An 18,265-nucleotide genomic window follows, 5' to 3' on the forward strand; every position below is an offset into this window, starting at 1 on the left:
ACTGGAGGTGAGTCAGGACTTCAGTCGGGAAAAGCGTCTGCTTACTCCCCGGCATTTCAAGGCAGTCTTTGACTCCCCTACCGGCAAGGTTCCGGGGAAAAATCTCCTGCTCCTTGCACGCAACAACGATCTTGATCACCCCCGTCTCGGGCTGGTTATCGGGAAAAAGAGCGTAAAGCTCTCCGTTGAGCGCAATCGCCTCAAACGTTTGATGCGCGAATCATTTCGTCTGCACCAGGATTCACTGGTCGGCTGGGATATCGTTATCGTCGCGCGCAAAGGTCTGGGCGATGTAGAAAACCCCGAATTGATTCAGCATTTCGGCAAGCTCTGGAAGCGTCTGGCACGCAGCAAGCCAGTTCCAGAAGTCAAAACCGAAACTGTAGGGGTAGACAGTACCGATGCGTAAACTGGCCCTCGTTCCGATCCAGTTTTATCGCTATGCCATTAGTCCTTTGATGGCCAGCCACTGTCGTTTCTACCCCAGTTGTTCCTGCTACGCGTATGAAGCCATCGAAAATCATGGCCTTCTGCGCGGTGGCTGGCTGACCTTTCGTCGTTTAGGTCGCTGTCATCCGTGGAATCCCGGTGGTTATGACCCGGTTCCACCTATCCCTACCTCCCGTTCTTCTTCGATGGCCGAGTAATCATGGATATCAAACGCACGATCCTGATCGTCGCCCTGGCAATCGTGTCCTACGTTATGGTTCTTAAATGGAACCAGGACTATGGCCAGGCTGCCCTGCCGACTCAGAATGTTGCTTCCAGTACGACTACATCCGGTTTGCCGGACACCGCCACTGGCAATAATGCTGCCGCCAGTGACGATATTCCGCGCGCCGCTAGCGATACCAGTGCACCTGCCGAAACTCCGGTAGCCGCCAGCAAGGATCTGATCCAGATCAAAACCGACGTGCTCGATCTCGCGATCGATCCACAAGGTGGTGATGTTGCTCAACTGACCTTGCCTTTGTATCCACGTCGTCAGGATCGTCCTGATGTACCGTTCCAGCTGTTCGATAACGGCGGCGAACGTGTTTATCTGGCCCAAAGCGGTCTGATCGGCACCAATGGCCCGGATGCAAATCCGGCCGGTCGTCCGGTCTACTCTTCGGAGAAGAAGACTTATCAACTGGCTGACGGTCAGGACCAACTGGTCGTCGACCTGAAGTTCAGCAAGGACGGCGTCAATTACATCAAGCGTTTCACCCTGAAACGCGGCCTGTATGACGTAGCCGTTTCCTACATTGTGGATAACCAGAGCGCTCAGCCCTGGAACGGCGCAATGTTTGCTCAGTTGAAGCGTGATAACAGCGCTGATCCTTCGTCCACTACTGCTACTGGCACCGCGACTTACCTGGGCGCCGCCCTGTGGACAAGTTCGGAGCCGTACAAGAAAGTGTCCATGAAAGACATGGACAAGGCGCAGTTGAAAGAAACCGTCACCGGTGGCTGGGTAGCCTGGCTGCAACACTACTTCGTGACCGCGTGGATTCCGGCCAAGGGCGAAAACAACATCGTCCAGACCCGTAAAGACAGCAAAGGCAACTACATCATCGGCTACACCGGTCCTACACTGACCGCTGCTCCGGGTGCCAAAGTTGAAACCAGCGCTGTGCTGTACGCCGGTCCGAAAAGCCAGGCTGTATTGAAAGAGTTGTCCCCAGGTCTGGAACTGACCGTCGACTACGGCATTCTGTGGTTCATTGCCCAGCCAATCTTCTGGCTGCTGCAACACATCCACGCCATTGTCGGTAACTGGGGCTGGTCGATCATCTTCCTGACCATGCTGATCAAGGGTATTTTCTTCCCTCTGTCGGCTGCCAGCTACAAATCGATGGCGCGCATGCGTGCTGTCGCGCCGAAACTGGCTGCTCTGAAAGAGCAACATGGCGATGACCGGCAGAAAATGTCGCAAGCCATGATGGAGCTGTACAAGAAAGAGAAGATCAACCCGCTGGGCGGCTGCCTGCCGATCCTCGTACAGATGCCGGTTTTCCTTTCGCTGTACTGGGTTCTGCTGGAAAGCGTGGAAATGCGCCAGGCGCCGTTCATGCTGTGGATCACTGACCTGTCGATCAAGGATCCGTTCTTCATTCTGCCGATCATCATGGGCGCAACCATGTTCATCCAGCAGCAGCTGAACCCGACTCCGCCGGATCCGATGCAGGCGAAGGTCATGAAAATGATGCCAATCATCTTCACCTTCTTCTTCCTGTGGTTCCCTGCTGGTCTGGTGCTGTACTGGGTTGTGAACAACTGCCTGTCGATTGCACAACAGTGGTACATCACGCGTAAGATCGAAGCGGCGACGAAAAAAGCCGAGGCGTAACTTGCACTGTGGATAACACCACTCAAAACGCCCCCTAGTGGGGCGTTTTGCTATCTGCCACTTTTGTCTGGATTCCGGTTTATGAGCACACCTCGTGAAACCATCGCCGCCGTCGCCACCGCTCAGGGTCGCGGCGGTGTGGGCATTGTTCGTATTTCCGGGCCGCTGGCCAGCGTTGCAGCCAAAGCTATAAGCGGCCGCGAACTGAAACCGCGTTACGCCCATTACGGGCCATTTTTCAGTGATGACCAGCAAGTGCTCGATGAAGGTCTGGCGCTATATTTCCCGGGGCCAAACTCGTTCACCGGCGAAGACGTTCTGGAATTGCAGGGCCACGGTGGGCCGATCGTTCTGGACATGCTGCTCAAACGCTGCCTGGAACTGGGCTGCCGTCTGGCGCGTCCGGGGGAGTTCAGCGAACGCGCGTTCCTCAATGACAAACTCGACCTGGCCCAGGCCGAGGCGATTGCCGATTTGATCGAGGCGAGTTCTGCACAAGCGGCGCGCAATGCCCTGCGTTCTTTGCAAGGCGCGTTTTCCCAGCGTGTGCATAACTTGACCGAACAGCTGATAGGTCTGCGCATCTACGTCGAAGCCGCCATCGACTTCCCGGAAGAGGAAATCGACTTTCTTGCCGATGGCCACGTGCTGAGCATGCTGGACAAGGTCCGTGATGAATTATCCACAGTACTGCGTGAAGCCGGACAGGGCGCGTTGTTGCGCGATGGTATGACCGTGGTGATTGCCGGTCGTCCGAATGCCGGCAAGTCCAGCCTGTTGAATGCGTTAGCCGGTCGGGAAGCGGCGATCGTCACCGAGATTGCCGGCACCACCCGCGATATTTTGCGTGAACATATCCACATCGACGGTATGCCGTTGCACGTTGTGGATACCGCAGGTTTGCGTGATACCGAAGACCAGGTGGAAAAGATTGGCGTTGAACGCGCACTGAAAGCCATCGGCGAAGCGGATCGCGTCCTGCTGGTGGTCGATGCAACCGCTCCGGAAGCACTGGATCCGTTTGCCTTGTGGCCTGAATTCCTCGAAACCCGCCCGGATCCGGCCAAGGTTACGTTGATTCGTAACAAAGCAGACCTGACTGGTGAATCCATTTCCCTGGAAGTCAGTGAAGATAGCCACGTGACGATCAGCCTGAGCGCCAAATCTGCAGGTGATGGTCTGGAACTCCTGCGTGATCACCTCAAGGCCTGTATGGGCTACGAGCAGACTTCGGAAAGCAGCTTCAGTGCTCGTCGTCGCCATCTGGAAGCGTTGCGCCATGCCAGTGCAGCCCTTGAACACGGTCGTGCACAACTGACTCTGGCGGGTGCGGGCGAGTTGCTGGCCGAAGACCTGCGTCAGGCTCAGCACTCTCTAGGGGAAATCACCGGGGCATTCAGCTCTGATGATCTGCTGGGACGGATCTTTTCCAGCTTCTGTATCGGTAAATAAACCCTCCGCTTTCCACAGACAGGTCCATTCGCGACCTGTCTGCGCCTCCTCTTTCTCAAACCTTTCTCCAGTGCCGGGCAGATTTCGTCTCCCTGAGCAGATTTCTCGTGCCCGTTATTTCTTCATTCACCGCATTTCTGTGGATTAAGCCCTGTGAATAACTGCCACTAAGGGCAGTTGATAACAGGGCCTGAAAACTGGATATAACCCACGTTGTGGATAACCACCCCTTTAATCCACAGGCTTAAACCGGTTATCCAAGGCCCTTATTGGCACATGATCACAGGGTTTTGAAACTCTGTACATATTGAATATAAAGGCTTGTAGCAATCTATCCACAGAAAGTATGCTCAGTAAAAATAAACATAAAAACAAAGGTTTTATAAATTTCTCTCTTTTTTATTCTTTTAACCTCGAGTTCTCCACAGCTGGTTAAATTTTGTGCAAAGGGTTCTTTAGGAAGGGCGAAGTCCCTATACTTGTCGACCAGGTTCAGAAACCTGATCTCAAACTATTCCTGAATTACCTACTTAAGCAGGCACGAGGTGCGTGGTGGATTTCCCTTCCCGTTTTGAAGTGATCGTCATCGGCGGCGGTCATGCCGGTACCGAGGCAGCACTGGCCTCAGCACGTATGGGGGCAAAAACCCTGTTGCTGACGCATAACGTGGAAACCCTCGGTGCCATGAGTTGCAACCCGGCCATTGGTGGCATTGGCAAAAGCCATCTGGTCAAGGAAATCGATGCCCTCGGCGGCGCGATGGCCACCGCTACCGATTTCGGTGGCATCCAGTTTCGCGTGTTGAACAGCCGCAAAGGCCCCGCCGTTCGGGCGACCCGTGCGCAAGCTGACCGGATTCTGTACAAAGCCGCTGTCCGCGAAATTCTGGAAAACCAGCCGAACCTGTGGATATTTCAACAAGCTGCTGACGACCTGATCGTCGAGCAGGAACAAGTCCGTGGTGTTGTCACGCAAATGGGTCTGCGTTTTCTCGCCGATTCCGTGGTGTTGACCACCGGTACGTTCCTCGGCGGACTTATCCACATCGGTTTGCAGAATTTTTCCGGCGGTCGCGCCGGTGATCCGCCGTCCATCGCACTGGCTCACCGTCTGCGTGAACTACCGCTGCGTGTCGGTCGCCTGAAAACCGGTACGCCGCCGCGTATCGACGGCAAGTCTGTGGATTTCTCGGTAATGACCGAGCAACCAGGCGATACGCCGATCCCGGTGATGTCGTTCATGGGCAACAAAGAACAGCATCCACGTCAGGTCAGTTGCTGGATTACTCACACCAACGCCCGCACCCACGAAATCATTGGCGCGAACCTCGATCGTTCGCCGATGTATTCCGCTGCCGGTGAGATCGAAGGCATTGGCCCGCGCTACTGCCCGTCGATCGAAGACAAGATCCACCGCTTTGCCGACAAGGAAAGCCATCAGGTGTTTATCGAACCGGAAGGTTTGACCACCCATGAGCTGTACCCGAACGGAATATCCACAAGCCTGCCGTTCGACGTGCAATTGCAGATCGTGCAATCGATTCGCGGCATGGAAAACGCGCACATCGTGCGTCCGGGTTATGCGATCGAGTACGACTACTTCGATCCGCGTGACCTGAAGTACAGCCTCGAGACCAAAGTCATCGGCGGTCTGTTCTTCGCCGGGCAAATCAACGGCACCACAGGTTACGAAGAAGCTGGCGCCCAAGGTTTGCTGGCCGGGGCCAACGCCGCACTGCGCGCCAAGGGCAAAGAAGCCTGGTGTCCGCGTCGCGATGAAGCGTACATCGGTGTGTTGGTCGACGACCTGATCACCCTCGGTACCCAAGAGCCGTACCGCATGTTCACTTCCCGTGCCGAATACCGCCTGATCCTGCGCGAGGACAACGCCGACCTGCGTTTGACCGAAAAAGGTCGCGAGCTCGGTTTGGTCGATGACGCACGTTGGGCAGCCTTCTGCAAGAAACGCGAAAGCATCGAACTCGAAGAACAGCGCCTGAAAAGCACTTGGGTTCGCCCGAATACGCAGCAGGGCGATGCGATCGCGGAAAAATTCGGCACGCCGCTGACCCACGAATACAACTTGCTCAACCTCTTGAGCCGTCCGGAAATCGACTACGCTGGTCTGGTCGAAGTGACCGGCAACGGCGCCGAAGATCCTCAGGTCGCCGAGCAGGTTGAAATCAAAACCAAGTACGCCGGTTACATCGACCGTCAACAGGACGAAATCGCCCGTCTGCGCGCCAGTGAAGACACGAAATTGCCTGTGGATATCGATTACACCAACATTTCCGGTCTCTCCAAGGAGATCCAGAGCAAGCTCGGTGCCACGCGTCCAGAGACGCTGGGTCAGGCTTCGCGGATCCCGGGTGTGACCCCGGCAGCGATTTCGCTGTTGATGATTCATTTGAAAAAACGCGGCGCGGGCCGTCAGTTGGAGCAAAGCGCTTGAGTTCTAAGGTCACTTCGCAACACGCCGAAGAGTTATCCACAGGAGCCCGCGAGCTCGGTGTCCATCTCACTGAAACCCAGCACGAATTGCTGCTGGGTTATCTGGCCCTGTTGATCAAATGGAACCAGGCCTACAACCTGACTGCGGTGCGCGATCCGGACGAAATGGTTTCGCGACACTTGCTCGATAGTCTGAGCGTGATGTCGTTCATCGAAAACGGTCGCTGGCTCGACGTCGGCAGTGGCGGCGGCATGCCGGGGATCCCGTTGGCGATCCTGTATCCGGACTCGCAAGTGACCTGTCTGGACAGCAACGGCAAGAAAACCCGCTTTCTGACTCAGGTCAAACTCGAACTCAAACTGGATAACCTGCAAGTTATCCACAGTCGTGTCGAAGCCTTCCAGCCTGCTCAACCGTTCAATGGGATCATTTCCCGGGCGTTCAGCAGCATGGAAAACTTCACCAACTGGACTCGCCACTTAGGCGACGCCGATACACGTTGGCTGGCAATGAAGGGCGTTCATCCGGCCGATGAGCTGGTAGCATTGCCGGCAGACTTCAAACTCGATAGCGAACACGCCCTGGCCGTACCCGGTTGCCAAGGCCAACGCCATCTGCTGATACTGCGCCGCACGGCATGATTGGGAACACAAGCAAGAATGGCTAAGGTATTCGCGATAGCGAACCAAAAGGGTGGTGTGGGCAAGACCACCACCTGCATCAACCTCGCAGCATCGCTGGTCGCGACCAAGCGCCGGGTGCTGTTGATCGATCTCGATCCACAGGGCAACGCCACCATGGGTAGCGGTGTGGATAAACACGGCCTGGAAAATTCGGTCTACGACCTGCTGATCGGCGAATGCGATCTGGCCCAGGCCATGCACTATTCCGAACATGGCGGTTACCAACTGCTGCCGGCCAACCGCGACCTGACCGCGGCCGAAGTGGTGCTGCTGGAAATGCAGATGAAGGAAAGCCGTCTGCGCAGCGCGCTGGCGCCGATCCGCGAAAACTACGATTACATTCTGATCGACTGCCCGCCGTCGCTGTCGATGCTTACGCTGAACGCACTGGTCGCCGCTGATGGGGTCATTATCCCCATGCAGTGTGAGTACTTTGCGCTCGAAGGCTTGAGCGACCTTGTGGATAACATCAAGCGCATCGCCGAACTGCTGAATCCGAACCTGAAAGTCGAAGGGTTACTGCGGACCATGTATGACCCGCGCCTGAGCCTGATGAACGACGTTTCGGCGCAGCTCAAGGAACACTTCGGCGATCAGCTGTACGACACGGTGATCCCGCGCAACATCCGCCTGGCCGAAGCGCCGAGCTACGGCATGCCGGCGCTTGCCTACGACAAGCAATCGCGCGGCGCCCTGGCTTATCTGGCCCTGGCCGGCGAGATGGTTCGCCGTCAGCGCAAAAACTCACGCATCGCCGCCGCTCAGGCAACTTAAGGAATCCCCATGGCCGTCAAGAAACGAGGTCTCGGACGTGGACTGGATGCACTGCTGAGTGGTCCGACCGTCAGCGCGCTGGAAGAACAAGCGGCGCAAGCTGACACCCGCGAACTGCAGCACTTGCCGTTGGATCTGCTGCAGCGCGGCAAATACCAGCCGCGCCGCGACATGGATCCGCAGGCGCTGGAAGAACTGGCAGCGTCGATCAAGGCGCAAGGCGTGATGCAGCCGATCGTGGTGCGCCCGATTGGCGGTGGCCGCTTCGAGATCATCGCTGGTGAACGTCGCTGGCGCGCGAGTCAGCAAGCCGGGCAGGAAACCATCCCGGCGATGGTCCGCGATGTGCCGGATGAAACCGCAATCGCTATTGCGCTGATCGAGAACATCCAGCGCGAAGACCTCAATCCGATCGAAGAAGCGGTGGCCCTGCAGCGTTTGCAGCAGGAGTTCCAGCTCACTCAGCAACAGGTCGCCGAAGCTGTGGGTAAGTCCCGCGTCACTGTGGCTAACCTGTTGCGGCTTATTGCGCTGCCGGAAGTCATCAAGACCATGCTGTCCCATGGCGACCTGGAAATGGGTCATGCCCGTGCATTGCTCGGTCTGCCGGACAATCAACAGGTGGAAGGGGCGCGACATGTTGTCGCACGCGGTCTCACTGTGCGCCAAACTGAGGCACTGGTTCGTCAGTGGTTGAGTGGCAAACCGGAGCCTGTGGAGGCGACCAAACCCGACCCGGATATCGCCCGCCTCGAACAGCGTCTGGCCGAGCGCCTAGGCTCTGCGGTGCAGATTCGCCATGGGAAGAAGGGAAAGGGCCAGTTGGTGATCGGTTACAACTCCCTCGATGAGCTTCAAGGTGTGCTCGCACACATCCGCTGAAACATTTCCTCATGTAGCGCGCAGTCGGAAATCACTACCTGACAGTTGAATAGGGGCAGAACCGCCCCTATACTCTGCGCGCATTTTGTCGGCACAAATTATGCCAAGTTATTGAATTCTGGCAGCCGACCATTGGAGAGCAAACGTGATGGAAACCCGCAAGCCAAACCGCCTGCCGTTCCATCGCCTGGCGGTTTTTCCGGTGTTAATGGCTCAATTTGTCATTTTGCTCATTGCCGCTTTGGCGCTCTGGCAATGGCACGGAGTCGTTGCCGGATACTCGGGACTTTGCGGAGGCCTGATAGCCTTGCTGCCCAATGTTTATTTCGCTCACAAGGCATTTCGGTTTTCCGGCGCCCGAGCAGCCCAGTCCATCGTCCGGTCCTTTTACGCCGGCGAGGCAGGCAAACTGATTTTGACGGCAGTGCTCTTTGCACTGGTGTTTGCAGGTGTGAAGCCATTGGCGCCGATAGCTGTATTCGGCGCGTTCGTGCTGACTCAGTCGGTCAGCTGGTTCGCTCCCCTGCTGATGAGAACAAGACTTTCGAGACCTTAGGGCGTTTGAGGCAACCATGGCAGAAACAACCGCTTCGGGCTATATCCAGCACCACTTGCAGAACCTGACCTTCGGTCAGCTACCTAACGGCGGCTGGGGCTTTGCCCATACCGCAGCAGAAGCCAAAGAAATGGGCTTCTGGGCTTTCCACGTCGATACCCTCGGCTGGTCGGTCGCGTTGGGTCTGATCTTCGTACTTCTTTTCCGCATGGCGGCAAAGAAAGCGACTTCGGGTCAGCCGGGTGCTTTGCAGAACTTCGTTGAAGTATTGGTCGAATTCGTCGATGGCAGCGTGAAAGACAGCTTCCATGGCCGTAGCCCGGTGATTGCACCGCTGGCACTGACCATCTTCGTCTGGGTGTTCCTGATGAACGCCGTCGACCTGGTACCGGTCGACTGGATTCCTCAGCTGGCCATCCTGATCTCCGGTGACCACCACATCCCGTTCCGCGCCGTGTCGACCACCGACCCGAACGCGACCCTGGGCATGGCGTTCTCGGTTTTCGCACTGATCATTTTCTATAGCATCAAGGTCAAGGGCTTCGGCGGCTTCATCGGCGAACTGACCCTGCACCCGTTCGGCAGCAAGAACATCTTCGTTCAAGCCCTGCTGATCCCGGTGAACTTCCTGCTGGAATTCGTGACCCTGATCGCCAAGCCGATCTCTCTGGCTCTGCGTCTGTTCGGCAACATGTATGCCGGCGAGCTGGTGTTCATTCTGATCGCTGTGATGTTCGGCAGCGGCCTGCTCTGGCTGAGCGGCCTGGGCGTTGTTCTGCAGTGGGCGTGGGCTGTGTTCCACATCCTGATCATCACGCTGCAGGCGTTCATCTTCATGATGCTGACCATCGTCTACTTGTCGATGGCGCACGAAGAAAACCATTAAGGCCAGTCTCGACTAGTCTGATGTCCTTCCCGGTCAAACGGGAAGGGGCTCTTCACAGGGCACCTGAAACGATTTGTTTTACCGCTTTAATCTAAAAAACCTAAACCATACGACGTAAAAGTCGGGAGGAAAGATGGAAACTGTAGTTGGTCTAACCGCTATCGCTGTTGCACTGTTGATCGGCCTGGGCGCACTGGGTACCGCAATTGGTTTCGGCCTGCTGGGCGGCAAGTTCCTGGAAGGCGCAGCGCGTCAGCCAGAAATGGTTCCAATGCTGCAAGTTAAAATGTTCATCGTTGCCGGTCTGCTCGACGCCGTAACCATGATCGGTGTTGGTATCGCTCTGTTCTTCACCTTTGCGAACCCGTTCGTTGGTCAGATCGCTGGCTAATTACCCGGATTCTTCCGAGTAATTTGATGTGATGGACAACGTAACTGCGAGGTGTTGGCGTGAACATTAATGCGACCCTGATTGGCCAGTCCGTTGCGTTCCTGATTTTTGTACTGTTCTGCATGAAGTATGTATGGCCTCCGGTCATCGCTGCTCTGCACGAACGTCAAAAGAAGATCGCTGATGGTCTGGACGCTGCCAGCCGTGCAGCTCGCGACCTGGAGTTGGCCCAAGAAAAAGCGGGTCAGCAACTGCGCGAAGCGAAAGCTCAGGCAGCTGAAATCATCGAGCAAGCCAAGAAACGCGGTAACCAGATTGTCGAAGAGGCCGTTGAAAAGGCCCGTGTCGACGCTGACCGTGTGAAGGTTCAGGCTCAAGCCGAGATCGAACAGGAACTGAACAGTGTCAAAGACAAGCTGCGTGCCCAAGTGGGCTTGCTGGCTGTCGGCGGCGCCGAGAAGATCCTGGGTGCCACAATCGATCAAAACGCGCACGCAGAGCTGGTTAACCAACTGGCTGCTGAAATCTAAGCGAGGGCGATCATGGCAGAACTGACCACGTTGGCCCGACCTTACGCTAAGGCGGCCTTCGAGCACGCTCAGGCCCACCAGCAACTGGCCAATTGGTCAGCCATGCTCGGCCTGGCTGCAGCGGTGTCGCAAGACGACACCATGCAGCGCGTGCTCAAGGCCCCGCGACTGACGAGCGCAGAAAAGGCCGCCACGTTTATTGACGTGTGCGGCGACAAGTTTGATGCCAAGGCACAGAACTTCATCAATGTCGTTGCCGAAAACGACCGTCTCCCGCTTCTGCCGGAGATTGCCGCTCTTTTCGACCTGTACAAGGCCGAACAAGAGAAGTCGGTAGACGTTGAAGTGACCAGTGCTTTTGCATTGAACCAAGAACAGCAAGACAAACTCGCCAAGGTTCTCAGTGCACGACTCAACCGGGAAGTGCGCCTGCAAGTTGCGGAGGATGCTGCCCTAATAGGTGGTGTCGTTATCCGCGCCGGCGACCTGGTTATCGATGGCTCGATTCGCGGCAAAATCGCGAAACTTGCCGAAGCATTGAAATCTTGAGTTTGAAGGGGCAGCAGAGCAATGCAGCAACTCAATCCTTCCGAAATAAGTGAAATTATCAAGGGCCGCATCGACAAGCTCGATGTGACCTCCCAAGCCCGTAACGAAGGCACTGTCGTCAGCGTATCTGACGGCATCGTGCGGATTCACGGTCTGGCCGACGTTATGTACGGCGAGATGATCGAGTTTCCGGGCGGCGTCTACGGTATGGCCCTCAACCTGGAGCAAGACTCCGTAGGTGCCGTTGTACTGGGCGCTTACCAGTCTCTGGCTGAAGGCATGAGCGCCAAGTGCACTGGCCGCATCCTCGAAGTTCCGGTTGGTAAGGAACTGCTGGGTCGCGTAGTCGACGCACTGGGTAACCCTGTTGACGGCAAAGGTCCACTGGGCAACACCGAGACCGACGCGGTCGAGAAAGTTGCACCGGGCGTGATCTGGCGTAAGTCGGTAGACCAGCCTGTACAGACTGGCTACAAGGCTGTCGATGCCATGATCCCTGTCGGCCGTGGCCAGCGTGAGCTGATCATCGGTGACCGTCAGATCGGTAAAACCGCTCTGGCGATCGACGCGATCATCAACCAGAAAGACAGCGGCATTTTCTGCGTCTACGTAGCTATCGGTCAGAAGCAATCGACCATCGCCAACGTGGTTCGCAAGCTGGAAGAAAACGGCGCCCTGGCCAACACGATCATCGTGGCTGCCAGTGCTTCGGAATCTCCTGCGCTGCAATTCCTGGCACCGTACTCCGGTTGCACCATGGGTGAATTCTTCCGCGACCGCGGTGAAGACGCGCTGATCGTTTATGACGATCTGTCCAAGCAAGCAGTGGCTTACCGCCAGATTTCCCTGCTGCTGCGCCGTCCACCAGGCCGTGAAGCTTACCCAGGCGACGTGTTCTATCTCCACTCCCGTCTGCTGGAGCGCGCATCCCGCGTTTCGGAAGAATACGTAGAGAAGTTCACCAACGGCGCAGTGACCGGCAAAACCGGTTCCCTGACCGCACTGCCGATCATCGAAACCCAGGCTGGCGACGTTTCCGCGTTCGTTCCGACCAACGTGATTTCCATCACCGACGGTCAGATCTTCCTGGAATCGGCCATGTTCAACTCGGGCATCCGCCCTGCAGTGAACGCCGGTGTTTCGGTATCCCGTGTGGGTGGTGCCGCTCAGACCAAGATCATCAAGAAGCTCTCCGGTGGTATCCGTACCGCTCTGGCTCAGTACCGTGAACTGGCGGCATTCGCCCAGTTCGCTTCTGACCTGGACGAAGCGACCCGTAAGCAACTTGAGCATGGTCAGCGCGTTACCGAGCTGATGAAGCAGAAGCAATACGCACCAATGTCGATCGCTGACATGGCGCTGTCGCTGTATGCCGCTGAGCGTGGGTTCCTGACTGACATTGAAATCGCCAAGATCGGCAGCTTCGAACAAGCGCTGATTGCTTTCTTCAACCGCGATCACGCCGATTTGATGGCCAAGATCAACGTTAAAGGTGACTTCAATGACGAAATCGACGCTGGCATGAAAGCCGGTATCGAGAAGTTCAAGGCCACCCAAACCTGGTAAGCCGCAGCGGGAGCCGCGAGGCTCCCGCTTGCTAACCTGATAGGTGTTACATGGCAGGCGCAAAAGAGATTCGCAGTAAGATTGCGAGCATCAAAAGCACGCAAAAGATTACCAGCGCCATGGAAAAAGTGGCGGTCAGCAAAATGCGCAAGGCACAAATGCGCATGGCTGCTAGCCGTCCTTATGCGGAGCGTATCCGCCAGGTTATTGGGCATCTGGCCAACGCCAACCCGGAATACCGCCACCCGTTCATGATCGACCGCGAAATCAAGCGCGTTGGTTATGTTGTGGTGAGCAGTGACCGTGGTCTGTGCGGCGGCTTGAACACCAACCTGTTCAAGGCCCTGGTCAAGGACATGGCGGTAAACCGCGAAAACGGCGTCGAGATTGATCTGTGTGTCGTTGGTAGCAAGGGTGCGGCCTTTTTCCGCAACTTCGGCGGTAACGTCGTTGCAGCTATCAGCCACCTGGGTGAAGAGCCGTCGATCAATGATCTGATCGGCAGCGTCAAGGTGATGCTGGATGCCTACCTGGACGGCCGTATTGACCGCCTGTCCGTGGTGTCCAACAAGTTCATCAACACCATGACGCAACAGCCTACCGTGGAGCAGTTGATTCCACTGGTGGCAACCCCGGATCAGGATCTCAAGCACCACTGGGACTATCTCTACGAACCGGATGCCAAAGAGCTGCTTGACGGCTTGATGGTCCGCTACGTTGAGTCGCAGGTCTACCAGGCGGTGGTCGAGAACAACGCGGCTGAACAAGCTGCGCGGATGATCGCGATGAAGAACGCTACCGACAACGCCGGTGATTTGATCAGCGATTTGCAGCTGATCTACAACAAGGCGCGTCAGGCTGCGATCACCCAAGAGATCTCGGAAATCGTCGGCGGCGCTGCCGCGGTTTAACGGTTCAAATATTCAGAGGATCCAGCTATGAGTAGCGGACGTATCGTTCAAATCATCGGCGCCGTTATCGACGTGGAATTTCCACGCGACAGCGTACCGAGCATCTACAACGCGCTGAAAGTAGTGAGCGCGGCTGAAACCACTCTGGAAGTTCAGCAACAGCTGGGCGACGGCGTGGTTCGCACCATTGCGATGGGTTCCACCGAGGGCTTGAAGCGCGGTCTGGAAGTTACCGACTCTGGCGCAGCCATCTCCGTACCGGTCGGTAAAGCGACCCTGGGCCGGATCATGGACGTCCTCGGTAACCCGATCGACGAAGCTGGCCCGATCGACACCGAAGAGCGTTGGGGCATTCACCGTCCAGCGCCTTCGTTCGCTGAGCAAGCAGGCGGCAACGACCTGCTGGAAACCGGCATCAAGGTTATCGACCTGGTTTGCCCGTTTGCCAAAGGCGGTAAAGTCGGTCTGTTCGGTGGTGCCGGTGTAGGCAAAACCGTAAACATGATGGAACTGATCCGTAACATCGCCATCGAGCACAGCGGTTATTCCGTGTTCGCCGGTGTGGGTGAGCGTACTCGTGAGGGTAACGACTTCTACCATGAGATGAAGGATTCCAACGTTCTGGACAAAGTGGCACTGGTTTACGGTCAGATGAACGAGCCGCCGGGTAACCGTCTGCGCGTAGCACTGACCGGCCTGACCATGGCCGAGAAGTTCCGTGACGAAGGTAACGACGTTCTGCTGTTCGTCGACAACATCTATCGTTACACCCTGGCCGGTACTGAAGTATCCGCACTGCTGGGCCGTATGCCTTCGGCAGTAGGTTACCAGCCGACCCTGGCTGAAGAGATGGGCGTTCTGCAAGAACGTATCACTTCGACCAAGGAAGGTTCGATCACTTCGATCCAAGCGGTATACGTACCTGCGGATGACTTGACCGACCCGTCGCCAGCGACCACCTTCGCCCACTTGGACGCCACCGTCGTTCTGTCCCGTGACATCGCTTCCCTGGGTATCTACCCAGCGGTAGATCCACTGGATTCGACTTCGCGCCAGCTGGACCCGAACGTAATCGGCCAGGACCACTACGACACCGCTCGCGGCGTTCAGTACGTTCTGCAACGTTACAAAGAGCTGAAGGACATCATCGCGATCCTGGGTATGGACGAGCTGTCGGAAGCCGACAAGCAGTTGGTAAACCGTGCTCGTAAGATCCAGCGCTTCTTGTCGCAGCCGTTCTTCGTGGCTGAAGTCTTCACCGGTGCTTCGGGTAAATACGTTTCCCTGAAAGACACTATTGCTGGCTTCAAAGGCATCCTCAATGGTGACTACGACCACCTGCCAGAACAAGCGTTCTACATGGTTGGCGGCATCGAAGAAGCGATCGAGAAAGCCAAGAAACTGTAATCCCGGCGCCCGGCAACGGGCGCTAATTTAGGTTGAGGCAATCAGATGGCTATGACAGTCCATTGCGATATCGTCAGCGCGGAAGGGGAAATCTTTTCCGGCCTGGTCGAGATGGTGATTGCGCACGGTGCACTGGGTGATCTTGGTATCGCTCTGGGTCACGCGCCGCTGATCACTAATCTGAAGCCAGGTCCGATCCGCCTGATCAAGCAAGGCGGGGAAGCCGAGGTGTTCTACATCTCCGGTGGTTTCCTCGAGGTTCAGCCGAACATGGTCAAGGTGCTTGCCGATACCGTGCAACGCGCCGCCGACCTGGATGAAGCTCAAGCCCAGGCAGCTCTCAAGGCTGCCGAAGCTGCTCTGCACGAGAAGAGCGCAGATTTCGACTACGGAGCTGCGTCCGCACGTCTGGCCGAGGCTGCAGCTCAGCTGCGCACCGTCCAGCAGATCCGCAAGAAGTTTGGCGGTTAATCCGTCAGCCGCTTGTTGTGCGATTGATAAAAAAGGGTAGCCTCGGCTACCCTTTTTTCTTTTCCGAATTCCCGAAACCCGGTCGCAGTTGCTGACCACCCAGGATTGGTAGCCAGTCATGTCTCTTGAAATCGTTATCCTCGCGGCCGGTCAAGGCACTCGTATGCGTTCGGCACTGCCGAAAGTGCTGCATCCGATTGCCGGCAACTCCATGCTGGGTCATGTTATCCACAGCGCCCGGCAACTTGATCCGCAACGCATTCATGTGGTGATCGGTCACGGCGCCGACGTGGTGCGCGAGCGACTGGCTGCCGACGATCTGAATTTCGTCCTGCAGGACAAGCAACTCGGCACCGGCCACGCCACCGCTCAAGCGGTGCCGTTCATTACTGCCGACACCGTGCTGATCCTCTACGGGGACGTGCCGCTGATCGAAGTCGAAACCCTGCAGCGTCTGCTCAAGCACGTCGTGCCTGGACAGATGGGCTTGCTCACCGTCGAGCTGGATGACCCGACCGGTTACGGCCGCATCGTGCGCGATACCGACGGTAAGGTGGCCGCGATCATTGAGCACAAAGATGCCAGCGAAGCGCAACGCGCAATTACTGAAGGCAACACCGGCATTCTTGCTGTCCCGGCCAATCGTCTGGCTGACTGGATGAGCCGTCTGTCGAACAACAATGCTCAGGGCGAGTACTACCTGACCGACGTGATCGAGATGGCTGTCAGTGATGGTCTGGTGGTCGCCACCGAGCAACCGCACGACCCAATGGAAGTGCAGGGCGCCAACGATCGCAAGCAACTGTCTGAGCTGGAGCGTCATTACCAGTTGCGCGCTGGTCGTCGGTTGATGACGCAAGGCGTCACCCTGCGTGACCCGGCGCGCTTTGACGTGCGTGGTGAAGTGACCGTCGGTCGCGATGTGCTGATTGACATCAACGTGATCCTCGAAGGCAACGTTGTCATCGAAGATGACGTGGTGATCGGCCCGAACTGCGTGATCAAGGACAGCACCCTGCGCAAAGGCGTGGTCATCAAAGCCAACAGTCATATCGAAGGTGCCGTACTGGGCGAGGGCAGTGATGCCGGCCCGTTCGCGCGTCTGCGTCCAGGCACCGTGCTTGAAGCGGGCGCACATGTGGGTAACTTCGTTGAGCTGAAAAATGCCCGCATGGGCGAAGGCGCCAAGGCGGGACACCTGACTTATCTGGGCGATGCCGAGATCGGTGCCCGTACCAACATCGGCGCCGGCACAATCACCTGCAACTACGATGGCGCCAACAAGTGGAAAACCGTGCTGGGTGCAGATGTGTTCATCGGTTCCAATAATTCGCTGGTCGCGCCTGTGGATATCTCCGACGGTGCATCCACGGCGGCCGGCTCGACGATTACGCAGAATGTGGATAACGCGCAGTTGGCCGTGGGCCGAGCGCGGCAGAGAAATATCGACGGCTGGAAGCGGCCGGAGAAGATCAAGAAGAGCTGAGTTATCCACAGCGGTTTTTTGAAGATCAAGAGATCGCAGCCTTCGGCAGCTCCTACGGGAATGTTGAAGGCTGCGATTTTTTTTGGGTGACAGCTTGACGATTTAGAGCCGATAGGTTTTGATTGCTTCCGTTATCTTTCGAAACGAAACTTAAGTCGCCATGTCGAAACGCAACACGCCGCAACGCCGCCACAACATCCTCGCCTTGCTCAACGAGCAGGGCGAAGTCAGTGTGGATGAACTGGCCAAGCGCTTCGAAACCTCGGAAGTTACGATTCGCAAGGATCTCGCCGCGCTGGAAAGCCACGGTCTGTTGCTGCGCCGCTACGGCGGGGCGATCACCATGCCGCAGGAACTGGTCGCGGAAACCGCGCAGAGCGTTTCCAAGTACAAACAGGCCATCGCCCGCGCGGCGGTGAAACGCATCCGCGAGCACGCGCGCATCATCATCGACAGCGGCAGCACCACTGCCGCGATGATCCCCGAACTTGGCCAGCAGCCGGGTTTGGTGGTGATGACCAATTCCCTGCACGTCGCCAATGCCTTGAGCGAACTCGAACACGAGCCTGTGCTGTTGATGACTGGCGGCACCTGGGATCCGCATTCGGAATCCTTTCAGGGCCAGGTCGCCGAGCAGGTACTACGCTCTTACGACTTCGACCAGTTGTTCATTGGCGCCGACGGTATCGATCTGGTGCGCGGCACGACGACTTTCAATGAATTGCTGGGACTGAGCCGGGTCATGGCCGAGGTGGCGCGAGAAGTCATCGTCATGGTCGAGGCCGACAAGATCGGTCGCAAGATTCCCAATCTGGAACTGCCGTGGAGCAGCGTCCATACCCTCATTACCGATGATCGCCTGCCTATCGAAGCGCGCGATCAGATACAGGCCCGCGGTATCACCGTGATTTGCGCGGCTGTCAGTCAGGAGAAATAAG

General features: G+C 56.9%; 19 protein-coding genes. All 19 read left to right on the plus strand.

All coding sequences use genetic code 11. From position 1 onward, the window contains the following. Window positions 1-7: 7 nt before the first annotated feature. Window positions 8-409, plus strand: coding sequence for a ribonuclease P protein component (gene rnpA / locus CKW26_RS18045; protein WP_016984072.1), 402 nt, complete (start codon window positions 8-10; stop codon window positions 407-409). After that, window positions 402-647: a membrane protein insertion efficiency factor YidD gene (gene yidD, locus CKW26_RS18050; RefSeq protein ID WP_010465488.1), complete on the plus strand. Its 246-nt coding sequence runs from the start codon at window positions 402-404 to the stop codon at window positions 645-647. The genes rnpA and yidD overlap by 8 nt, the downstream gene beginning before the upstream one ends. 2 nt (window positions 648-649) lie before the next feature. Then, window positions 650-2,332: a membrane protein insertase YidC gene (gene yidC, locus CKW26_RS18055; protein ID WP_095049582.1), complete on the plus strand. Its 1,683-nt coding sequence runs from the start codon at window positions 650-652 to the stop codon at window positions 2,330-2,332. An 81-nt stretch (window positions 2,333-2,413) separates the two neighbouring features. After that, window positions 2,414-3,784, plus strand: coding sequence for a tRNA uridine-5-carboxymethylaminomethyl(34) synthesis GTPase MnmE (mnmE, locus tag CKW26_RS18060; protein ID WP_093429551.1), 1,371 nt, complete (start codon window positions 2,414-2,416; stop codon window positions 3,782-3,784). 552 nt (window positions 3,785-4,336) lie between these two features. Continuing rightward, the gene (gene mnmG / locus CKW26_RS18070; protein WP_095049583.1) at window positions 4,337-6,235 is read left to right on the plus strand and encodes a tRNA uridine-5-carboxymethylaminomethyl(34) synthesis enzyme MnmG; all 1,899 of its coding nucleotides are present in this window, start codon (window positions 4,337-4,339) and stop codon (window positions 6,233-6,235) included. After that, window positions 6,232-6,876 carry a 16S rRNA (guanine(527)-N(7))-methyltransferase RsmG gene (gene rsmG / locus CKW26_RS18075; protein ID WP_064116544.1) on the plus strand — a complete coding sequence of 215 codons (645 nt, stop codon included), beginning with the start codon at window positions 6,232-6,234 and terminating at the stop codon, window positions 6,874-6,876. Before mnmG ends, rsmG begins: the two co-directional genes overlap by 4 nt. Before the next feature lie 18 nt (window positions 6,877-6,894). After that, window positions 6,895-7,692: a ParA family protein gene (locus CKW26_RS18080; RefSeq protein WP_008084406.1), complete on the plus strand. Its 798-nt coding sequence runs from the start codon at window positions 6,895-6,897 to the stop codon at window positions 7,690-7,692. Between the two features lie 9 nt (window positions 7,693-7,701). Continuing rightward, window positions 7,702-8,574: a ParB/RepB/Spo0J family partition protein gene (locus CKW26_RS18085; RefSeq protein ID WP_034152184.1), complete on the plus strand. Its 873-nt coding sequence runs from the start codon at window positions 7,702-7,704 to the stop codon at window positions 8,572-8,574. A gap of 148 nt (window positions 8,575-8,722) precedes the next feature. Next, window positions 8,723-9,130 (plus strand): F0F1 ATP synthase subunit I, encoded by a 408-nt coding sequence (locus CKW26_RS18090; protein WP_003229783.1) that lies wholly within the window; start codon window positions 8,723-8,725, stop codon window positions 9,128-9,130. Window positions 9,131-9,146: 16 nt separating this feature from the next. After that, the gene (gene atpB, locus CKW26_RS18095) at window positions 9,147-10,016 is read left to right on the plus strand and encodes a F0F1 ATP synthase subunit A (RefSeq protein WP_007911917.1); all 870 of its coding nucleotides are present in this window, start codon (window positions 9,147-9,149) and stop codon (window positions 10,014-10,016) included. Window positions 10,017-10,149: 133 nt separating this feature from the next. After that, the gene (atpE, locus tag CKW26_RS18100; RefSeq protein WP_003097235.1) at window positions 10,150-10,407 is read left to right on the plus strand and encodes a F0F1 ATP synthase subunit C; all 258 of its coding nucleotides are present in this window, start codon (window positions 10,150-10,152) and stop codon (window positions 10,405-10,407) included. Between the two features lie 59 nt (window positions 10,408-10,466). Continuing rightward, window positions 10,467-10,937, plus strand: coding sequence for a F0F1 ATP synthase subunit B (locus tag CKW26_RS18105; protein ID WP_003229781.1), 471 nt, complete (start codon window positions 10,467-10,469; stop codon window positions 10,935-10,937). Between the two features lie 12 nt (window positions 10,938-10,949). Then, complete coding sequence (locus CKW26_RS18110) at window positions 10,950-11,486, plus strand: F0F1 ATP synthase subunit delta (RefSeq protein WP_007911956.1); 537 nt, start codon at window positions 10,950-10,952, stop codon at window positions 11,484-11,486. 21 nt (window positions 11,487-11,507) lie between these two features. Continuing rightward, entirely contained in the window at window positions 11,508-13,052 is a 1,545-nt protein-coding gene (atpA, locus tag CKW26_RS18115; RefSeq protein WP_016984064.1) for a F0F1 ATP synthase subunit alpha, read from the plus strand. A gap of 50 nt (window positions 13,053-13,102) precedes the next feature. After that, on the plus strand, window positions 13,103-13,963 hold the full coding sequence (gene atpG / locus CKW26_RS18120) for a F0F1 ATP synthase subunit gamma (protein WP_007911960.1): 861 nt from the start codon (window positions 13,103-13,105) through the stop codon (window positions 13,961-13,963). 27 nt (window positions 13,964-13,990) lie between these two features. Then, on the plus strand, window positions 13,991-15,370 hold the full coding sequence (gene atpD / locus CKW26_RS18125) for a F0F1 ATP synthase subunit beta (RefSeq protein WP_007911961.1): 1,380 nt from the start codon (window positions 13,991-13,993) through the stop codon (window positions 15,368-15,370). Between the two features lie 45 nt (window positions 15,371-15,415). Continuing rightward, a complete protein-coding gene (locus tag CKW26_RS18130; protein WP_007954164.1) occupies window positions 15,416-15,841 on the plus strand; it encodes a F0F1 ATP synthase subunit epsilon in 426 nt (141 codons plus the stop codon). Window positions 15,842-15,959: 118 nt separating this feature from the next. Continuing rightward, on the plus strand, window positions 15,960-17,327 hold the full coding sequence (gene glmU / locus CKW26_RS18135) for a bifunctional UDP-N-acetylglucosamine diphosphorylase/glucosamine-1-phosphate N-acetyltransferase GlmU (protein ID WP_095049584.1): 1,368 nt from the start codon (window positions 15,960-15,962) through the stop codon (window positions 17,325-17,327). A gap of 160 nt (window positions 17,328-17,487) precedes the next feature. Then, complete coding sequence (locus CKW26_RS18140; RefSeq protein ID WP_007911964.1) at window positions 17,488-18,264, plus strand: DeoR/GlpR family DNA-binding transcription regulator; 777 nt, start codon at window positions 17,488-17,490, stop codon at window positions 18,262-18,264. The last annotated feature ends 1 nt before the right edge of the window (window position 18,265 follow it).

It is taken from the genome of Pseudomonas sp. Irchel s3h9, from assembly GCF_900187475.1.
In the GTDB taxonomy this organism is placed as follows: domain Bacteria; phylum Pseudomonadota; class Gammaproteobacteria; order Pseudomonadales; family Pseudomonadaceae; genus Aquipseudomonas; species Aquipseudomonas neuropathica.